The sequence below is a fragment of the Nocardia gipuzkoensis genome, from assembly GCF_021183645.1.
In the GTDB taxonomy this organism is placed as follows: domain Bacteria; phylum Actinomycetota; class Actinomycetes; order Mycobacteriales; family Mycobacteriaceae; genus Nocardia; species Nocardia abscessus.
This window is the reverse complement of the sequence record NZ_CP089225.1, coordinates 8,058,144-8,075,088: the sequence shown is the minus strand read 5'-3', so window position 1 is coordinate 8,075,088 and position 16,945 is coordinate 8,058,144. Positions and strand designations below refer to the sequence as shown.

The following is a 16,945-nucleotide window of genomic DNA, read 5'->3' as shown; positions in this document are numbered from 1 at the left end:
GCAGGCCGTCCGATCCGCGGTGGCGCCGTCGGGTTGACATGCGATTCACGGGCTCCAGTGTGTCGTGCGTCCGGAACGCGCGCCACAGGCGTCCCCCGGACGTGCGTCCACCAGGCAGTTTGCGGTTCGCGCCGATCTGCCTCATACGACGAAGGCCCGGCCGTATCGGCCGGGCTGTTGCCGCTGGGGGATCAGAGGACTTCGGCGTACATGGTGCCGTCGAGAATGCCGAATTCGACCTGCCCGGGGAACAAGGGAAGCGCGCCGGTGGCGTGCTGGGTGTGGTTGAGCGCGATGGTCTCGGTGGCCCACCGGTGCAACGGCTCGGGTAGCCGCAGGACCCGGTGGTCGGTGCAGCGGACGTACGGATAGGTGAGCTCGCCGGGCCGGGCGAGCGGGTTGTGGATGTCGAGGGTGGCGATGTCCAGGACCAGTCCGGTGTGCTTGGCGGAGGCGACGGTCGGTGGCTGCAGTTCGATGTCGTCCATGACCGAAGACGGTAGCTCGCAGGATGCCCGATGCGGGTGATTCCGCGCGAATGTCCGTGGGATTTCATCGGAAGTGGGGGACGGCGAGGTTCATCGATTCGGGTGAACCCCACCGCTACCACCAGCGATCGCGGCCGGCTTGGGCATACCGGGTCCGCGCTGGATGTCCCGGAGCCACCGGGACTGCGCCGAGCCTAAGCGACGCTGGAGGTTCGCGGTGGCGTTTCCCGGAAATCGGCAGGGGCTGTCGCCCGGCTCGGATCCGGTGGCGACCCGCCGGTAACCGGCGTCGGAATGTCCGGTTCGCCGTGCCGCAGCTTACTATGCGTGCGGCGTGAAAGAAGCTGTGCGCGTTGAGTATCCGGCACGGCTGTGGGTGCTGTTCGATTTTTCCTTCAGGAGGGTGAAAGACGTGCTCTATGTAGTCATCGCGGCCATTGTCGTCACGTTGTTGGCGGTGTCGGCCGCGGCGATGGTGTGGGATCCGCGCCGTCGTGCCGAGTCGGACGAGTACGAGTACGAGTACGACATGGACGAGGACGTGACCGCGTCGGACGAGTACAGCCGCCGGCGCGGTGTCGAATGGCCGCGTAAGCAGAGCGTCTGATCTGCGCGATCGGCCGCCCGGTGGGCGGCGGCGAACCCGGTGCCCAGCCGAATGCGGCTGGGCACCACGCATTTCCAGCACGTTCCGCCGCGATCGGCGGGGCCGGTCAGGCCACGGTGAAATTACGCCACGCCGCGTGCAGGCCCTGCCCGCGCAGCGAGGTGCTGCGGCCGTCCTGGATCGGATGCAAGGTGATGATGCCGAAACCGATCTGCACCGTCTCCGGCAGTTGCGGCGCGTGCGCGCGGTACACCGGGGCGTCGTCGAGGTACCAGCCCGCGGTGCCGGCCGCCCGGTCCAGGGTGACGGTGTAGCGGTGGAACTCGCCGGGCTTGATGTCGACTCCCGCCAGCGGGGCGTGCACCACGTGGGTGAACGCCTCCTGCGCGGGGACGAGGCCCGGCACGAGCAGCCGTTCGTGGATCGCGTACGCGTGCTTGCCGGTCGCGATCAGGTCGAAGACCTGGGCGCTGCTCATATCGAGGACGTTGAACGCGGCGAACCCGTCGCGGTAGTCCTCACCGGTGGCGCCGATATTCTCCGCCGCCATCTCCACGGTGAAAGTCCGTGGTCCGCCGGTGAGGTCGAACGCCTCGGTCGACACCAGCAGATGCTTCGGGTTGTCCAGGATCTGCACGTCGGCATGGGAGCGGGTGAAGGCGTCGATCCGGACCGACACGGTGCCCTCGCCGATCTCGGTGCGGGCGGCCGGGTCGGCGTAGCGCCAGGATTGGCCTTCGCCGAGCGGGACCTCCAGGAAACGCCACCGGTCTTCGTTCAGATCCGGTCCGTTCAGGTCGTCGTATGACATCGTGGCAGTTACCTCTCAGCGGAGTCGTGCTCGGCGGAATCCGATAGGTCGTGCCGGTGCGCCCGGCGGCGCAGGCTGGTCACGACGCCGTTCGACGATCCCGACTTGTAGCCGACCCCGCCGAGCAGCAGACGTTCCTCGGTCAGTCGCGGACGTAACGCGGGGCCCATCGGCCACCAGTCGTCGAGTTCGACCAGACCGGGTTCGAGCAGGTCCAGATCGCCGAAATACGACGCGATCTGCTCGCGGGTGCGGTACCAGCCGGAGCCCAAACCCATTTCGGTGAACCGCCGCTGCAGCTCGATGGCCATCTCGTGCGCTTCGCCGCCATCGTCCGGATCGTAGAAATGGGTGATCGCGACATACGACCCGGCGGGCAGCGCGTCGATGTATCGACGCATGATCCCGGCGGGATCGAGAGCGTCGTCTACGTGATGCAGGATGCCGCACAGGATCAGCGCCAACGGGCGGGTGAGATCGAGGTGCGGGGTGACCTCGGAATGTGCCAGCAGGGTGTCCGGGTCGGTCAGATCGGCGGGCACGAAATGCGTGTACGCGTTGCGCTCGAGCAGTACCCGGCCGTGAATGTTGCAGACCGGGTCGTTGTCGACGTACACCACGCGCGCCTTGGGATTCTCCTGCTGCGCGATCTCGTGGGTGTTGCCGACGGTCGGCAGGCCCGCGCCGATGTCGAGGAATTGATCGATGCGCGCGGTACCGGCCAGGTATCGCACCACGCGGTGCAGCCAACGGCGGTTCATCCGGGCCACGTCGCTCTGGCGCGGCGCGACTTCGGCGACTTTGTCGCGTACGTAGCGGTCGACTTCGTAATTGTCCTTGCCGCCGAGGGTGGCGTCGTAGACGCGGGCGATACTCGCGCGTGTCGTGTCCACGCCGACCGGCGCGCGGACACCGGTCCGGGGAGCGGGATCGGACATGGAGACCTCTTTCTTGTTCCGTCGCCTGGTCATCAGCCTAGAGTCCGCCGAATTGCCGGGCAATCCGTGCGGATGCGTTCGGCCGGTGCTGATTTCGTAGTCCGTTCGATGCCGCTCGCGACCCGCGGCCGGGCATCGCGACCGGGTCGGTATGGACAGGTGATCGCGAGTGGTGACTCAGGACGCGCCGGGCCGGTGCAGGATACGTCCGGGCAGCCAGCCGCCTTGAACGTGCGTCACGCGCCACCAGTCGATGTGCACCTCCACCGCCTCGATCGGCGTCGACAAGAACGGTTCGATCCGCGGCTCCTTTCGTAGCAGGGAGCGGAAGGTCTCCTCCCGCTCGTTCGTTTCCGTTCGCACGACGGCGGTGCCGAGCCCCTGCGCGAACGGGTTGAGGAAACCGTCGGGTACGACCTTGACCCCGATACTCGGATTGGCTCGCAGACTGTCCAGCGTCCGCCCGCCGGACTCGAGCACGAGCGTCAAGCGGAACGGATCTGCGTCCAGTTCGGCGAAGAACGCGTTCGAGCACCAGTTCACGCCGTCCTTCGACGTCGCGAGGTCGATGCTGGTGAAGCCGAGGACGCCGGTCAGCTTGTCGCGGATATCCTGATCGGTGATCCGCACGTCGTTCGATGTCATATCGCGCTCCGTGGTGGGGGACGGGTGCTGTGTTCTGCGGCCGACGCCGCCGAGGACGAGACATTCGTCGACCCCACTGTCGACGCCATGGCGCTCGTCATCCGCGCGGCCATCGTCGGGGGCGACTTTACGCACACCCGTCTCGCCGCGCGCGAGATTGTGGACATGATATTGCGTTGTCACTCTTGCCAATCCATGCGTACGCACGGAAGCTCCGGCACGCGCCCGCGTCGGGGCGGTTGTCCAGGTTCGTCCGAGTAGGATCTGCAGCCGACGTTCAGAGAGCTGTGATGGTGGAGGCACTACGCCCCGCGGCTAACCCCCGATCGGCCGGAGGCACGCATGAACAACGACGACGACAGCGGCGACCCCGCGGATTTCCCTGCGGCAGAACGTGGTCCGACCGTTCTGCGGATCGCGCTCGGCAGCCGGTTGCGTCAGCTGCGTGAGGGGTGCGGGATCAGCAGGGAGGCCGCGGGCGACGCCATCCGCGGATCGCACGCCAAGATCAGTCGCCTGGAGCTGGGCCGGACCGGGTTCAAGGAACGCGATCTGCGCGACCTGCTCAGCCTCTACGGCGTTGTCGACCCCGCTGAACGCGAAACGTACTTCGAGCTGGCTCGCCGGGCCAACGACCCGGGCTGGTGGCAGCACTACAGCGATCTACTACCCGCGTGGTTCGAGACCTACCTCGGGCTCGAGCAGGCAGCCACCACCATCCGCACCTACGAGGCCCAATTCGTTCCGGGTCTGCTGCAGACCGCCGATTACGCGCGCGCGGTGATCCAGCTCGGCAACTCCGACGAGACCGAACGCCGGGTCGCCATTCGCATCCGCCGCCAAGAGATCCTCGATCGAGTGGCCGCCCCTACGCTGTGGGCGGTCATCGACGAGAACGCGCTGCGCAGGCCGGTCGGCGGGATGGAAGTCCTGCGCGAGCAGATCGAGCATCTGCTCGTGATGGCGGACCGTCCCAGCATCCGGATCCAGGTGCTGCCCTATTCCGCGGGCGGGCACTCGGCTGCGGGTGGTCCGTTCAGTATTCTTCGTTTCCCGGAGCCCGAGCTCGCCGACATCGTGTACACCGAGCAGCTCACCAGCTCGCTGTATTTCGACAAGCAGCGCGACGTCGAGCTGTACATGTCGGTGATGAACCGGCTCAGCGTGGAAGCGCTGTCGCCGGTGGACAGTGTGCGCTTCCTGCGGGATCTGCTCACCGAGATGCGATCGGGCGAATAGGACGCGCCCAGTCGTCGGCTCCGGCGCGCCGCCGCGCTGTGCGGAGGGTTTGCCGATCGGGTCGGCAGTCGCTGGAATGCGGCGGCTGGCGCGTGTTCGCGAGGGCTATCGAAAAACCGGGCGGTCGGCTCTATTCAGCCACGCTGCGCGGACTATCGGAGCCTCGGAACGCAATCCTCGAGTCGAGGATCGAAATGCGTTGGCAGCAAGGGTAAGTCGTCGAAAAGCGGTCTTCGGCGGGTAACAGTTCGGCATCTCCACCAGGCGTCTGATGCTCATTTGTTATCAATCTGAACGGCTTCACCTCGATTTTCGAGGTTTTCGAGACCAGTGGCGCGCATGCACATGCACGCGCGCCTGTATGTACCGATGGACGATCACCGATGCGACGCGGCCGCCGGGATATGGCAGTATCCCTGTCGAGGTCGGGGTCTGAGGATCGACTCGGGCACTGGCTGGTTCGGCCGCGGCGGCCCCAACGAGCGTTGGGGTCGCTGGCGGAGCCGTCACCCACCGCCTCGATGTCCGGATTGCCGAGAATTCACGGCGCCAGCACGATCCGGATCGGTTCGAATCGAATCCGCTAGGGCGTCCAGGTGATGCGGCCGCCTTCGAAATCCTGGGCTTTGCCGTTCTCGAAGTCGTATTCGTCGCTGGTCGGGTAGCCGTAGCGGCCGGCTTCGCCGCCTGCGGCTTCCCAGGACTGGCGGATGGCTCCCCAGATGACGTGCGGGCCGGTGCGCGCGGACCAGTAGATGGCGCCGCCGCCGAAGAGGTTGTAGCGGCCGCTGCCCGCGCGGGCGGGGGATTCGTCGGTGATGGGGAACCCCAGCGGGCTGCTCTCCCAGCCGTAGGAGCCCCACTTGTCGCGGATCACGCCGCTGATCTGATGCGCCGCCGTACCGAGGGACCAGTAGATGGAGCCGTTCTGGAAGACGCTGAAGCTCCCGGGCTTCGACGGCGTCGCCGCTTCCCGGGCCACGGGGTAGCCGAGCGCTCCGGCTTCGAAGCCCAGCGTGCCCCATTTGTCGCGGATCGCGCCGCCGACCTGATGGGCTCCGGTGTCGGGGTGGAAGTAGATGGAGGAGCCGCGCTCGAACGCTTGGTAGCGGCCGCCGCGGGCAGCGGGCGACTCGGGCGTGACCGGGTCGCCGAAGAACGCCGGTCCGCCGGCCTGGTCGTATTCGACCTCGATCGCTCCGCCGACGTCGTAGGGGCCGATCGGGCGTGCGGCCGCATCGGGGCCGATGCCGGTGAACAGGGTGCCGAGCGCGGCCGCGACGGCGAGAGCGCCGCGAGTGCGCGAGCGGTGCGGGCGACGGTGCCGTGCCAAGGTGAACTCCTGTGCATCTCGGGTGGGATGGCGCTGAAGCTGTGGTCGGCGTGCGAGGATCAAAGTACCCCCCGATGTCTCGGTGCGGAGGATTACGAGCTACTCGACTCGCGTGGTGTCGTGGGCGTTGCCGCACCTGCGCTGAATAGTCGGCGCGAGAGCCCATCCAACTAGTGGGGAGCTGAAATGTTTCGTCGCCGTCAGCGCAGCACGCTCGCCGCCTCGGCGGCGATGGCGGTGGCGACGGCGCTCAGAGCGGGGGAGTCCAGGCGCCACTGTTGCCAGTACAGCGGGACGTCGATCACGACGCCGGGATCGATCGGGACCAGACGGCCGCTCGTTTGATCGTCGCGGGTCTGTAAATCGGGCAGCATGCCCCAGCCGAGCCCGAGCCGGACCGCCTCGGCGAATCCGGTGGACGAGGGCACGTAATGGCGTGGTGGATCCAGCGGCTTGCGACTGCGTCTGCGCAACAGGCGATCCTGTAAGTCGTCTTTGCGGTCGAACAGCACGACCGGAGCCGCCGCGTAGGACTTCGCGGTCGCGCCCGCCGCGAACCAGGTGTCGGCGAACTGCGGGCTGGCCATCGGCCGATAGCGGATCGCGCCGAGACGATCGACCTTGCAGCCCTGCACCGGTCGCGCGGTCGACGTGATCGCCGCCATCACGGTGCCGTCCCGCAGCAACCGGGTGGTGTGTTCCTCGTCCTCGCGGTGGATCTCGAAGCACACTCCGCGCGGTGCGCGGCCGAGGGCGGGCAGCACCCAGGTTTCCAGCGAGTCGGCGTTGACCGCGATCGGCACCCGGATCGGGCCGTCGGAGGGCTCGCCGCCGAGTTCGCGTGCGGTGTCCGCCGTGAGCAATCGGATCTGCCTGGCCAAGCGGAGCACGGCCAGCCCGGAGGCGGTGGCGCGCACCGGCTTCGTGCGCTGCACGAGGATCCGGCCCGCGGCGTCCTCCAGCGCCTTGATCCGCTGGCTGATCGCCGACGGTGTGACGCTCAACCGCCCCGCGGCGGCGTCGAACGTTCCTTCGGTGATCACGGCGTCGAGCGCGCGCAGCTGGTCGAGCTGAAGATCCATAGTAAGAAAGCCTAATGATAGCTAAGAATCTTTAGCTTGCCTGGGTAGCATCCGCGGTCATAGCGTCGCTGGACGTGAGCATTTCCTCCGCGGCCGTGGCGGCCGCGTCCGGTATGGGCTTCGGCCTCTCCCTGATCGTGGCGATCGGCGCGCAGAACGCGTTCGTGCTGCGCCAGGGGATCACCGGCAGGCACGTGCTCGCCGTGGTCGCGGTGTGCGCGGTCTCCGACATCGTGCTGATCGCGGCCGGGGTCGCCGGGTTCGGCGTGATCGTCGAGTCCGCGCCGGACGTGATCGTGGTGGCGCGCTACGCGGGTGCGGCGTTCCTGATCGGCTATGCGGTCCTGGCGGTCCGGCGGGCGATCGGCTCCGCCACGCTCAACGCCGAACCGGGGCGAGCCACCGCGGCGCTGGGCGCGACGGTGGCCACCGCCCTGGCGCTGACCTGGCTCAACCCGCACGTCTACCTGGACACCGTGGTGTTGCTCGGCTCCTTCGCGGGCAGCTACGCGAGCCCGGATCGCTGGTTCCTCGGTGCGGGGGCGATGCTGGCCAGCGTGCTGTGGTTCACCGCGCTGGGCTTCGGAGCGCGACTGCTCGGCCCGCTGTTCGCCCGTCCGCTCGCCTGGCGGGTGCTCGACACGGTGATCGCGGCGGTGCTGCTCGGCCTCGGGTTGGGATTGCTGTGCACCGGGTGAGAGCCGAAATCACAGCTGTGCCTTGAGCTTCGCGGCGAACTCGTAGTCGGCTTGCCACTGCGCCCCCGACGGGGCGAGGATGACGCGCTCCGCCCCCGCCTCCGCATAGGCGGCCAATTGCTCCGCCGCATGGCCGGGGTCGGTTGCCAAGGGTGGCGCGACGATCGTCACGGAGAGCGGCCCTCGATCGTATTCGGCGGCGAGCGCGGTCAATTCGGTCACGCTGGTGCGGACCTGACCCGGCTCGAGTCCGATGGCGACCCAGCCGTCGGCATAGGCGGCCGCACGGCGCCGAGCTCGCTCGCCGTCTCCCGCCACCAGTATCGGCGGCATGGACGCGCCCGGCGTCAGGGTGACCTCGGTGCCGTCCGGGAGGGCGGTCGGCCGCCCGGTGACCAGGCCGGGCAGCACGCGCAGCGCCTCGTCCGTGCGGCGGCCGCGCTCGGCGAAGGGCACGCCCGCCGCGCGCCATCCGACGTCGCCGTGCGCCGGGTTGCCGGTGCCGACGCCGAGGATCAGCCGGTCGCCGGAGACGTACTGCAGGGTCGCGATCTGCTTGGCGGCCCACGCGACCGGCCGCAGTGCGAGCAGTAGCACCCCGAAACCGATGTGGATGCGGTCGGTCACGGCGGCGGCCGTGGCCAGCACCACGCCGCTGTCCAGTATCGGCGCGCTGGCCACGAGGTGGTCGGTGGACCACACCGAGTCGAGGCCGGTCTGCTCGGCGAGACGAGCGGCGGCCCGCACGTCACCCAGGATGGGATGGGCGGGATCGGGCGTCGAGGTGGGCAGGATGGTGCCGATTTCCAAGGTCATGGTCAAGACCGTACGAAGCCGCGGCACCCCCGCCAATGTTCCGGTCGCTCGAGTCGATGTCCCGGACGCTCACGCCCCGATCCCGCTGCCGCGCAGAGTATTTCGTCCCGCGTCCGGAGGGCTGGGCTCAGTCGGACGCGCGGGGAAGCAGCGCCTCGACCAGCGGCAGGGAGTGGGCCGCCGGGCCGGTCGGGCCGAACGCCTGGGTCGTGGCGTAGACGCCTTCCATCACCAGCATCAGCTGGTCGGCCAGCGCCGGCGGATCGGGGATCGCCACGGTGGACGCGAGCTCGCCGACCAGTGCACCGATCTCGGCGCGCACCCAGTTCTTCATCGCGACGGCGTGTTTGTGGCCGAGCAGGTCGTGATCCGGGAATTCGCCCAGCGCGATGAGGAAGGGGCAGCCGCGACAGGTCTCGGGGCGCACCTGCTCGGCCAGCGCCGCGAACAGCGCGAGGATGCGTTCGCGCGGGCCCTCCCCGGTCCCCGCCGCGCGGAACCACTCCCGATAGTGGCGGTCCTCCCGCTCGAGGTACGCGGCGACCAGTTCGTCCTTGGAGTCGAACAGGCGGTACAGGGTGGGCGGCGCGACGTTCGCCTCGGCCGCGACGCGATCCACGCCGGTCGCGCGAATTCCCTCTCGGTAGAACAGCTCCCGCGCGACGACCAGGATGTGCTCCTTGGTGTCGGCGGCGGCGCGGCGTTTCGGTTCCACGGGAATACCGTAGCGCTCGCCAGCGATGTTAGGGAACGTTACCTAACAAGAAAGCGGGAGAACGAGATGACCGAACCGAACGGTAAGACCGCCCTGGTGACCGGCGCCTCGCGGGGTATAGGCCGGGCCGTCGCCGAGCGGCTGGCCGCCGACGGCGCCGAGGTCGCGGTGCATTACGGCACCAACAAGGAGGCGGCGGAAGCGACGGTGTCGGCGATCCGGCGCGCCGGTGGCCGGGCGTTTCCGGTGCGTGCCGAACTGGGCGTCGAGGGGGATATCGACCAGCTGTTCGGCGAACTCGCCGCCGGTCTGGGCGACCGGCCGTTGGACATCCTGGTCAACAACGCCGCGATCATCGCCTACGACGCCACCGTCGAGCAGGCCACGCCCGAGCAGTTCGATCGGCTGTTCGCGGTCAACGTGCGGGCGCCGCTGTTCATCGTCCAGCGCGCGTTGCCGCTGCTGCGCGACGGCGGGCGCATCGTCAACATCTCCTCCGGCGTCACCTGGTTCGCCACTCCGGAAATCGTCTACGGCATGACCAAGGGCGCGCTCAACGTGCTGGGCCGCTCGCTGGCGAACACCCTCGGCCCGCGCGGGATCACGGTGAACACGGTGTCGCCCGGCATCACCGACACCGACATGAACTCCTGGCTGCACACCAACGACGGCGCGATCGCGGGCGTAGCGGGCATGACCGCGCTGGAGCGGGTCGGCAGCGGCGCGGACATCGCCGACGCGGTGGCCTTCTTCGCCTCCGACGACGGGCGCTGGGTCACCGGCCAGACGCTGGAGGTGAACGGCGGCTTGTTCCTGGGACCGAAATCGCCGTCCTGGTGATCCTCGGACACGACCGGGCGGGGGCGTCCCGGCGCCCGCTGCCGGTTAGGGTGGGCGCATGGTCGAGTCCACGCGAATCGTGCTTGCTTCCCGGCCGGTGGGTGCGCCCGCCCCGGAGAATTTCCGGACCGAGACCGCGGAACTCCCCGCTCCGGCCGAGGGCGAAGTTCTGCTGCGCACCCTGTACCTCTCGCTCGACCCGTATATGCGGGGCCGGATGAGTTCGGCGAAGTCCTACGCCGAACCGGTGGAGATCGGCGGAGTCATAGTCGGCGCCACGGTCGCCGAAGTAGTCGAGTCCCGCGACCCGTCGGTGGCGAAAGGCGATGTGGTGCTGGCCTATTCGGGGTGGCAAACGCACGATGTCGTCCCGGCCCGCGGCGTGCGCAAGCTCGATCCGGCGAAGGCGCCGGTCTCGACGGCACTGGGCGTGCTCGGCATGCCGGGCTTCACCGCCTATGCGGGACTGCGCAAGATCGGCCGACCGCAGCCCGGTGAGACGCTCGTGGTCGCCGCGGCCACCGGACCGGTGGGCTCGGCCGTCGGCCAGATCGCCAAGATCGGCGGCACGCGGACGGTCGGCATCGCGGGTGGGCCGCGCAAAGTCGCCTACCTGAACGAACTCGGCTTCGACGTCGCGCTCGACCATCGCGCCCCCGATTTCGCCGAGCAGCTGGCGGCAGCGGTTCCCGATGGCATCGACGTCTATTTCGAGAACGTCGGCGGCGCGGTGGCGGACGCGGTCTATCCGCTGCTGAACACCTATGCGCGGGTACCCGTCTGCGGGCTGATCGCCAATTACAACGCGACCGGCGCGCCGGAGGGCCCCGACCGGCTGCCCGCCTTCTACGGCCGGATCCTCACCAAGAGCCTCACGGTGCGCGGATTCATCCAGACCGAGTTCGTCCGCGAGCTGTACCCGGACTTCCTGCGTGAGATGGGCGAGTGGGTCGCCGACGGGCGCGTGCGATATCTCGAGGACGTCGTGTCCGGCCTGGCCGCCGCTCCCGAGGCGTTCATCGGCATGCTGGAGGGCCGCAACTTCGGCAAGGTGGTCGTGCGCGTCGCGGAGTGATCAGTTCGCGACCGCGCCGCCGCCGATGCCGAGATACACCACCATCAGGATGAACAGGAACCAGCCCGCGCCCTGCCAGATGGGCCAGGTCCGTCCGCGGCGCCACTGAACGTAGGTTTCGACGAAAGCGCCGATGCCGCCGATCAGCAGCACCACCGACGGTCCGAGCGCGATGGCGACCTGCGCCGCGTCGTCACACAGCAGCCGGTCCTCGCCGGCGCACTCCCGCTGGGCGGCCCACAGCAGGATCAGTAGGAAGACCAGCGCGGCGGTGGCGAGCACCGAGGCCACGTAGGTCGCCGCGCGGCGGAAGCCACGTGGATCGTGCCAGCGCTTCTCGACGTCTTCGACCATGTCCACCGCCTCGTCGTCCGTGGCCGCCGGGTATCTCGGACGTGATTGCCGAACGGCGGCGGCTCAAACGCCGCCCGCCCGGGCTCAGGGTTTGCGCCCGATTCCCGCCCAGTACCAGGCGGACCGCGGCTCGGCCGGGATGGCGTCGGAGTCCGGACGCCAGGCCGCGATCGGCACTACGCCCGGCGCGACGAGTTCGGTTCCGGCGAAGAAGGATTCGGTGTCCGCGCGGCTCCGTGGCTGGAATCCGATGCCGGCCCGTTCGGCGGCGGCCGCCGCGCGCGCCATGGCCCTCGGGTCGAAATCGGCGGTCGAATGGGTGAGCACGAGATAGCTGCCGGACGGCGCCGGGTCCAGCAGCCGTCCGACGGCGCCGTATGGGTCGTCGCTGTCGCGGAAGAACATCATGATCGCGACCAGCAGGATCGCTATCGGCCGGTCCCGGTCGAAGGTTTCGGCCAGGGCGGGCGCGTCCAGGATGGATTGCGGATCGCGCAGATCGGCGTCGACGAAAGCGATCCTGCCCTGTGGGGTGCCCGCCATCAGGGCTCTGGCGTGGGCGAGCACGAGCGGGTCGTTGTCGACGTAGACCACGCGCGCGGCCGGATCGATCCGCTGGGCCACCTCGTGGGTGTTGCCCGCGGTGGGGAGGCCGGTGCCGATGTCGAGGAACTGATCGATGCCCGCCTCGCGGGCCAGATGACGCACCGCGCGGCCGAGGAAGGCGCGATTGGCGCGGGCCATGTCGCGGATGCCGGGAATGTGCGTGGCGATCGTGTCACCGAGCGCGCGATCGGCGGGGTAGTTGTCCTTGCCGCCGAGCCAGTAGTCGTAGACCCGCGCCTCGTGCGCGAGGCTCGTATCGAGCTTGGTCGACGACCCGGCGCGCACCCACGCGTGACCCTCCGGCATGGCGACTCCCTTCGCGGCGGCGCCGGGCACAACCGGCGCAGCCCTCCTGTCGCCTCCCGAATGACGACCCAGCGCTACGGTTTACGCGTCAAGAATAGGTTGGTGCACCCGCGGGCAGGCGGCTTCGACCGGATCGTCGGTTTCGAGGGAATCAATCGGTGGCAGCGAACCGGGCCGAGATTTCCTGCGCGGTGACCTTCGCGAGCTCGACGAAGAACGGCACGCGCTCGGGGATCATCAGCGTCGTGGGGCCGCGCAGACCGAGCGCGAACCGGCAGTGGCCCGCCGGGGCGAGGATGGGCAGGCCGATGGTGCGGAAGCCGGGATCGAGTTCCTCGTCGTTGTAGGCGTATCCGCGCTCCCGCGTGGTGACCAGTTCGGCGCGCAGCTCGGCGGGCCCGGACACCGAGCGCTCGGTTCCCTCGTCGTAGGGGAGCTCGCGTAATTGCTCGTCGGTGGCTTCGGACCAGGCGAGCAGGGCCTTGCCCAGCGCACTGGCGTGCAGGGGCAGTCGCACGCCCTGCAGCTTGTGCCCGTCGGTCTCCCGCCACCGGCTGGTGCCCAGCAGTACGGCGTGGATGCCGTGGCGGGTGGCGACCGAGCAACTGGCTCCGGTGGTGCCCGCGAGCTGTTCCAGATACGGTTCGGCGAGGTAGATCCGGTGCTGGCGATAGGCGATCTGCCCCCACTCCGCCAGCGCGCCGCCCATGCGATACCGGCTGGATTCGGCGCTCTTCTCCAGGAAGCCCGCCTGTACGAGCGTGGCCAGCAGCCGGTGTGTGGTGCTGACCGCCAGACCCTGTTGCCGCGCCACCTCCGAGACGCCGCGCTCCCGGCCGTCGCGGAAGCAGTCCAAGACCGACAGGGCGCGGGTGACGGTCTGCACGCCGGAGGGTTCCACGGATGTGACCGTAACACAGAACTGCCGACCAAAGAGTCTGCGCTTTCCGTTATTTGGAAACTCTAGATGAGGCACAGTGTGATTCACGCCCCAGCGTTCCCGCTCTAAGTGATTGATGGCGGCTAAAACTCGGGCGATACACCGAACTCGATATATCAAGCTTTCCGATTTACGGAAAGCATTACCTCGTGACCCTGCGTTGGCGTCCCTACTCTGCGAGGGCATTGATCGACAATTCGGACAAGGAGTCTTCACGATGTCCCGCAGGCGGCAAGCCCTCATGCGCATCGCGCTAGCGATCGTTCCCCTCGTCGCGCTGGTCGCCGCGTGTGGTTCGGACACCGACCGCGACACCGGCGCAGGCGCCTCCTTCGTGCTCGAGGTCGCCGACCCGGGGAACTCCGGCCCGCTGGCGGTCGGCAAGCGCGACGGAACCTTCGACGCGGCGCTGGCGCCGCTCGGCGCGAAGATCGAGTGGGTCACCACCACCCCCGGCTTCAGCTCCAACCTGAAGTTGTTCAACACCAAGGAACTCGACGTCTCCGGCGCGGCGTTCAGCCCGGTTGTCGGCGCGCTGTCCAAGGACGTCGGTGTCCGGATCGTCGCGGTGCAGGATCCGGCGGGCAAGGATCAGGGCGGGATCATCGTGACCCCGGAATCGGGTGTGCGCTCGGTCGCCGATCTGGTCGGCAGGCGCGTCGCGGTGAACCCCGCGGCCAAGGGCGAATACATCCTGCTCAAGGCGCTCGCGCAGGCGGGCGTCCCGGCCGACAAGGTGACCCGGGTTCCGCTGCAGCAGAAGGACGCCGCCTCGGCGTTCGCGACCGGCAAGGTGGACGGCTGGGCGTCGTTCCTGGTGCCCTACCAGGAAGCCAAGGCCAACGGCGGCGTCGAGATCGCCACGGAGAAGAGCATCGGCTCCAACGACAACACCGTCGTCGTGTTCCGCACCGAGGTACTCGATCAGCGCCCGGACGTCGCCGCGCGGTATCTCGAAGTGCTGCAGGGGCTCACGGCGAAGCAGCGGGCCACCCCCGCCGAGTTCGAGAACGTCTTCGAGAAGACCGGGCCGCGTGCGCTGTCGGGCGCGCGGCTCACCGACGCCTACCGGGTCGGTGGCGAGGCCACGGTGCCGCACCTGCCGAACGAGGCGGACGCCACCGCCCTGGCCGACGTGGTGAACACCTTCTTCGACAACGGCGTCATCACCCGCAGGATCACCGCCGCCGACATCTTCTACGACCTGAAGTCCAAGCTGACGCCCGAGCAGCTGGCATCGGTGTAGGCGGGCAGCTGAGATGGCGGTGATCGCCGCGGCGGGGCTGGTGCCCACTGAACTCGCACCGCCCCGTAGCCGCGTCGGATCGCCGGACTGGACGGGGTGCTCGCGCCCTACGATCCGGAGGGCGAGGAATCGTGGATCGTGGCGGGCGGCGCGCTGCGCGGCACCCGGTACTCCCGGGTCGTCGTCGAATTCCAGCCCGCTTTCGGCACTCCGGTCTACGCCGCGAAGATCTCGGCCACCTTGCAACGACTGTCCGGCGGCCGCCTCGCCTGGCAGCTGGCCGTCGACACCGATCCCGCCGACGCGCGGGCCCGCGGTGATCGCGTCACCGGCGACGACCGCTATGCCAGGGCCGCGGAGTTCCTCACCGTCGCCCGCGGCGTATGGAACGACGCTCCGGTGCCTTCGGCGGGATTCGCGGGCACCGGGTTCCACTACACGGGCACGCATTACGACGTGATCGACGGCGGCTTCCGCGGCATCCTGTCCGGGCTGCCGTTCCCCACGGTCTACCTGACCGGTGCTTGCGCCGCGGCGCTCGAGCTGTCGGCCGAGCACGGGGACGTGCACGTCTTCACCGAGACCGCCGCGGGCGTCGGCACCGCGATCGCCGCCTTGCGCGAGCGCGCGACGGCGGCGGGCCGGACGGTGCGCGCCGGACTGGAGCTGCCGGTCATCGCGCGGGAGACCGAAGCCGAGGCGTGGGCGCGCGCCGAACGCCAGTGGCGCGAGGTGCGTCCGGACGGCCCCGGCGCACGGGAGCACGATCTGGGCGACGGCCGCTGGGCGGGGTTCGGCGATCTCGGATATGACGCGAACATCGGACTCGTCGGCAGTTATAACCAAGTGGCGCAACATCTTTCGGAATATGTCGAGGCAGGTGTCGATAGCGTGGTGCTCTCGGGGCACCCGCACATCGAGGAACTGCACCGCGCGGGCGAGCATCTGTTGTTCCTCGCCGACCCGATCGGCCGCACCCTGACCGCTCAGGAGGCAACCGCATGACCATCGACATCTACTGGCGCATCGGCATGGAGGGCGACCACGCGTCGCTGCGCACGCCGCGCCGATACAACCGCGGCCACGCCAACGGCTACGGACCGGGCAATATCGCGCCCGCCATCCGGGCCGGTGCACTCGACGGCTACGGCTACATCGACCACATGGCGGCGGTGGCGAAGGCCTCCGAATCGGCCGGTTTCCTCGGCGGCCTGCTGCCGTCGTTCCCGGTGACCGACGACCCGTGGGCGGTCGCCGCGGCGCTGGCCAGGGAGACCACCACCTACCGGTTCATGGTCGCCTTCCAGCCCGGCTTCCTGCACCCGGTGCAGGCGGCGCGCATGTCGGCGAGCTTGCAGCGCGCGACCGGCGGCCGGCTGGTCTACAACATCATCAGCGGCGGCGGCGGAGCCGCCCAGTTGTGGTGGGGTGACAAGGTCTCGCACGACGATCGTTACGCGCGCACCAGCGAATTCCTCGACGTGCTGCGCGGCGTGTGGGACGGCGGACCCTACGACCACGACGGCCGGTTCTTCCGGACCGAGGGCGCCGCGCTCGCACCGGGCATCGCCGGGCAGCCGTTCCCCGAGGTGTACTTCTCGGGGTCCTCGGCCGCCGCCGTGCAGGCCGCGGGCAGGCACGCCGACTACTACCTGTCCTGGCTGGAGCCCTTCGGCGACCTGCGCGCCAAGTTCGACGGTGTGCGCGCACACGCCGAAACCATCGGTCGCACAACGAAATTCGCCGTCCGCATCGACGTGCTGGCCAGGCACACCGAGGAGGCGGCCTGGGCGGAGATCGAGAAGGGCTGGGCCTTCGCCGACCGCGGCGCGGCCGAGCGCGCCGCCAAGGGCGATTCGGTCGGCGCCGCCCGTATCCAGGGCTGGGTGCCCGAGACCATCACCGGATATCGCGACCTGGAAGTACAGCCCAACGTCTGGTGCGGCTTCAGCCTGATCCGCGGCGGCCCGGCCTTCGGACTGGTCGGCAGCTACGAGCAGGTCGCGCAGCGGCTCGGCGAACTGATCGACCTCGGCGTCGACGCGTTCATCCTCGCGGGCAATCCGCATCTGGAGGAGGCCTACCGCGTCGGCGAAGAGGTGCTTCCCCTGCTCGGCCGATCCCGGCTCACCGCCTCCGCCGCCACGACATCCCTCACCCCCGCTCGATGATTCAGGAGAGACCATGACCACCACCGAGACCCGGT

General features: G+C 69.0%; 18 protein-coding genes and 1 pseudogene. 8 read left to right on the top strand and 11 right to left on the bottom strand.

All coding sequences use genetic code 11. The features are described 5' to 3' along the window. Window positions 1–191: 191 nt before the first annotated feature. On the bottom strand, window positions 192–488 hold the full coding sequence (locus LTT66_RS36820) for a hypothetical protein (RefSeq protein ID WP_043704450.1): 297 nt from the start codon (window positions 486–488) through the stop codon (window positions 192–194). Window positions 489–822: 334 nt separating this feature from the next. On the opposite strand from LTT66_RS36820, the gene LTT66_RS36815 reads away from it, so the two are divergent. Beyond that, complete coding sequence (locus LTT66_RS36815) at window positions 823–1,095, top strand: DUF1634 domain-containing protein (protein ID WP_233063051.1); 273 nt, start codon at window positions 823–825, stop codon at window positions 1,093–1,095. A 106-nt stretch (window positions 1,096–1,201) separates the two neighbouring features. Here LTT66_RS36815 and LTT66_RS36810 read toward each other — a convergent pair whose 3' ends face one another. From LTT66_RS36810 to LTT66_RS36800, 3 genes are all read right to left on the bottom strand, one after another. Beyond that, window positions 1,202–1,906 (bottom strand): DUF6081 family protein, encoded by a 705-nt coding sequence (locus tag LTT66_RS36810; RefSeq protein WP_233063050.1) that lies wholly within the window; start codon window positions 1,904–1,906, stop codon window positions 1,202–1,204. 8 nt (window positions 1,907–1,914) lie between these two features. Next, window positions 1,915–2,877, bottom strand: coding sequence for an SAM-dependent methyltransferase (locus LTT66_RS36805; RefSeq protein ID WP_233063049.1), 963 nt, complete (start codon window positions 2,875–2,877; stop codon window positions 1,915–1,917). A gap of 144 nt (window positions 2,878–3,021) precedes the next feature. Beyond that, window positions 3,022–3,489, bottom strand: coding sequence for a hypothetical protein (locus LTT66_RS36800; protein WP_233063048.1), 468 nt, complete (start codon window positions 3,487–3,489; stop codon window positions 3,022–3,024). Between the two features lie 342 nt (window positions 3,490–3,831). Between LTT66_RS36800 and LTT66_RS36795 the strand changes: the two genes are divergently transcribed. Beyond that, window positions 3,832–4,728: a helix-turn-helix domain-containing protein gene (locus tag LTT66_RS36795; RefSeq protein WP_233063047.1), complete on the top strand. Its 897-nt coding sequence runs from the start codon at window positions 3,832–3,834 to the stop codon at window positions 4,726–4,728. 583 nt (window positions 4,729–5,311) lie between these two features. On the opposite strand, the gene LTT66_RS36790 is transcribed toward LTT66_RS36795, so the two are convergent. Beyond that, window positions 5,312–6,061 (bottom strand): LGFP repeat-containing protein, encoded by a 750-nt coding sequence (locus LTT66_RS36790; RefSeq protein ID WP_233063046.1) that lies wholly within the window; start codon window positions 6,059–6,061, stop codon window positions 5,312–5,314. A gap of 200 nt (window positions 6,062–6,261) precedes the next feature. Continuing rightward, a complete protein-coding gene (locus LTT66_RS36785; protein ID WP_233063045.1) occupies window positions 6,262–7,143 on the bottom strand; it encodes a LysR family transcriptional regulator ArgP in 882 nt (293 codons plus the stop codon). 80 nt (window positions 7,144–7,223) lie between these two features. Between LTT66_RS36785 and LTT66_RS36780 the strand changes: the two genes are divergently transcribed. Continuing rightward, the gene (locus LTT66_RS36780) at window positions 7,224–7,841 is read left to right on the top strand and encodes a LysE/ArgO family amino acid transporter (protein WP_456299743.1); all 618 of its coding nucleotides are present in this window, start codon (window positions 7,224–7,226) and stop codon (window positions 7,839–7,841) included. Between the two features lie 9 nt (window positions 7,842–7,850). Here LTT66_RS36780 and LTT66_RS36775 read toward each other — a convergent pair whose 3' ends face one another. Then, window positions 7,851–8,657 carry an LLM class flavin-dependent oxidoreductase gene (locus tag LTT66_RS36775; protein ID WP_233063044.1) on the bottom strand — a complete coding sequence of 269 codons (807 nt, stop codon included), beginning with the start codon at window positions 8,655–8,657 and terminating at the stop codon, window positions 7,851–7,853. A 127-nt stretch (window positions 8,658–8,784) separates the two neighbouring features. Further along, window positions 8,785–9,372, bottom strand: a complete 588-nt coding sequence (locus LTT66_RS36770; RefSeq protein WP_233063043.1) for a TetR/AcrR family transcriptional regulator — start codon at window positions 9,370–9,372, stop codon at window positions 8,785–8,787. Between the two features lie 66 nt (window positions 9,373–9,438). On the opposite strand from LTT66_RS36770, the gene LTT66_RS36765 reads away from it, so the two are divergent. Both LTT66_RS36765 and LTT66_RS36760 read left to right on the top strand, forming a co-directional pair. After that, a complete protein-coding gene (locus LTT66_RS36765; protein WP_233063042.1) occupies window positions 9,439–10,212 on the top strand; it encodes an SDR family NAD(P)-dependent oxidoreductase in 774 nt (257 codons plus the stop codon). A 58-nt stretch (window positions 10,213–10,270) separates the two neighbouring features. Then, complete coding sequence (locus LTT66_RS36760; protein ID WP_233063041.1) at window positions 10,271–11,287, top strand: NADP-dependent oxidoreductase; 1,017 nt, start codon at window positions 10,271–10,273, stop codon at window positions 11,285–11,287. Here LTT66_RS36760 and LTT66_RS36755 read toward each other — a convergent pair whose 3' ends face one another. The 3 genes from LTT66_RS36755 to LTT66_RS36745 all read right to left on the bottom strand — a co-directional run bounded on the left by LTT66_RS36755 (window position 11,288) and on the right by LTT66_RS36745 (window position 13,454). Continuing rightward, complete coding sequence (locus tag LTT66_RS36755) at window positions 11,288–11,641, bottom strand: hypothetical protein (RefSeq protein ID WP_233063040.1); 354 nt, start codon at window positions 11,639–11,641, stop codon at window positions 11,288–11,290. 84 nt (window positions 11,642–11,725) lie between these two features. Beyond that, the gene (locus LTT66_RS36750) at window positions 11,726–12,553 is read right to left on the bottom strand and encodes an SAM-dependent methyltransferase (protein WP_233063039.1); all 828 of its coding nucleotides are present in this window, start codon (window positions 12,551–12,553) and stop codon (window positions 11,726–11,728) included. 151 nt (window positions 12,554–12,704) lie between these two features. Further along, entirely contained in the window at window positions 12,705–13,454 is a 750-nt protein-coding gene (locus LTT66_RS36745; protein ID WP_043704469.1) for an IclR family transcriptional regulator, read from the bottom strand. 256 nt (window positions 13,455–13,710) lie between these two features. Here LTT66_RS36745 and LTT66_RS36740 point away from each other — a divergent pair, with 256 nt between their 5' ends. The 3 genes and pseudogenes from LTT66_RS36740 to LTT66_RS36730 all read left to right on the top strand — a co-directional run bounded on the left by LTT66_RS36740 (window position 13,711) and on the right by LTT66_RS36730 (window position 16,910). Further along, window positions 13,711–14,739: an NrtA/SsuA/CpmA family ABC transporter substrate-binding protein gene (locus LTT66_RS36740; protein ID WP_233063038.1), complete on the top strand. Its 1,029-nt coding sequence runs from the start codon at window positions 13,711–13,713 to the stop codon at window positions 14,737–14,739. Window positions 14,740–14,817: 78 nt separating this feature from the next. After that, window positions 14,818–15,744: pseudogene (locus LTT66_RS36735) on the top strand (LLM class flavin-dependent oxidoreductase); the annotation flags it as partial. Continuing rightward, window positions 15,741–16,910 (top strand): LLM class flavin-dependent oxidoreductase, encoded by a 1,170-nt coding sequence (locus LTT66_RS36730; RefSeq protein ID WP_233063037.1) that lies wholly within the window; start codon window positions 15,741–15,743, stop codon window positions 16,908–16,910. The pseudogene LTT66_RS36735 and the gene LTT66_RS36730, both read left to right, overlap by 4 nt. Window positions 16,911–16,945: the final 35 nt, after the last annotated feature.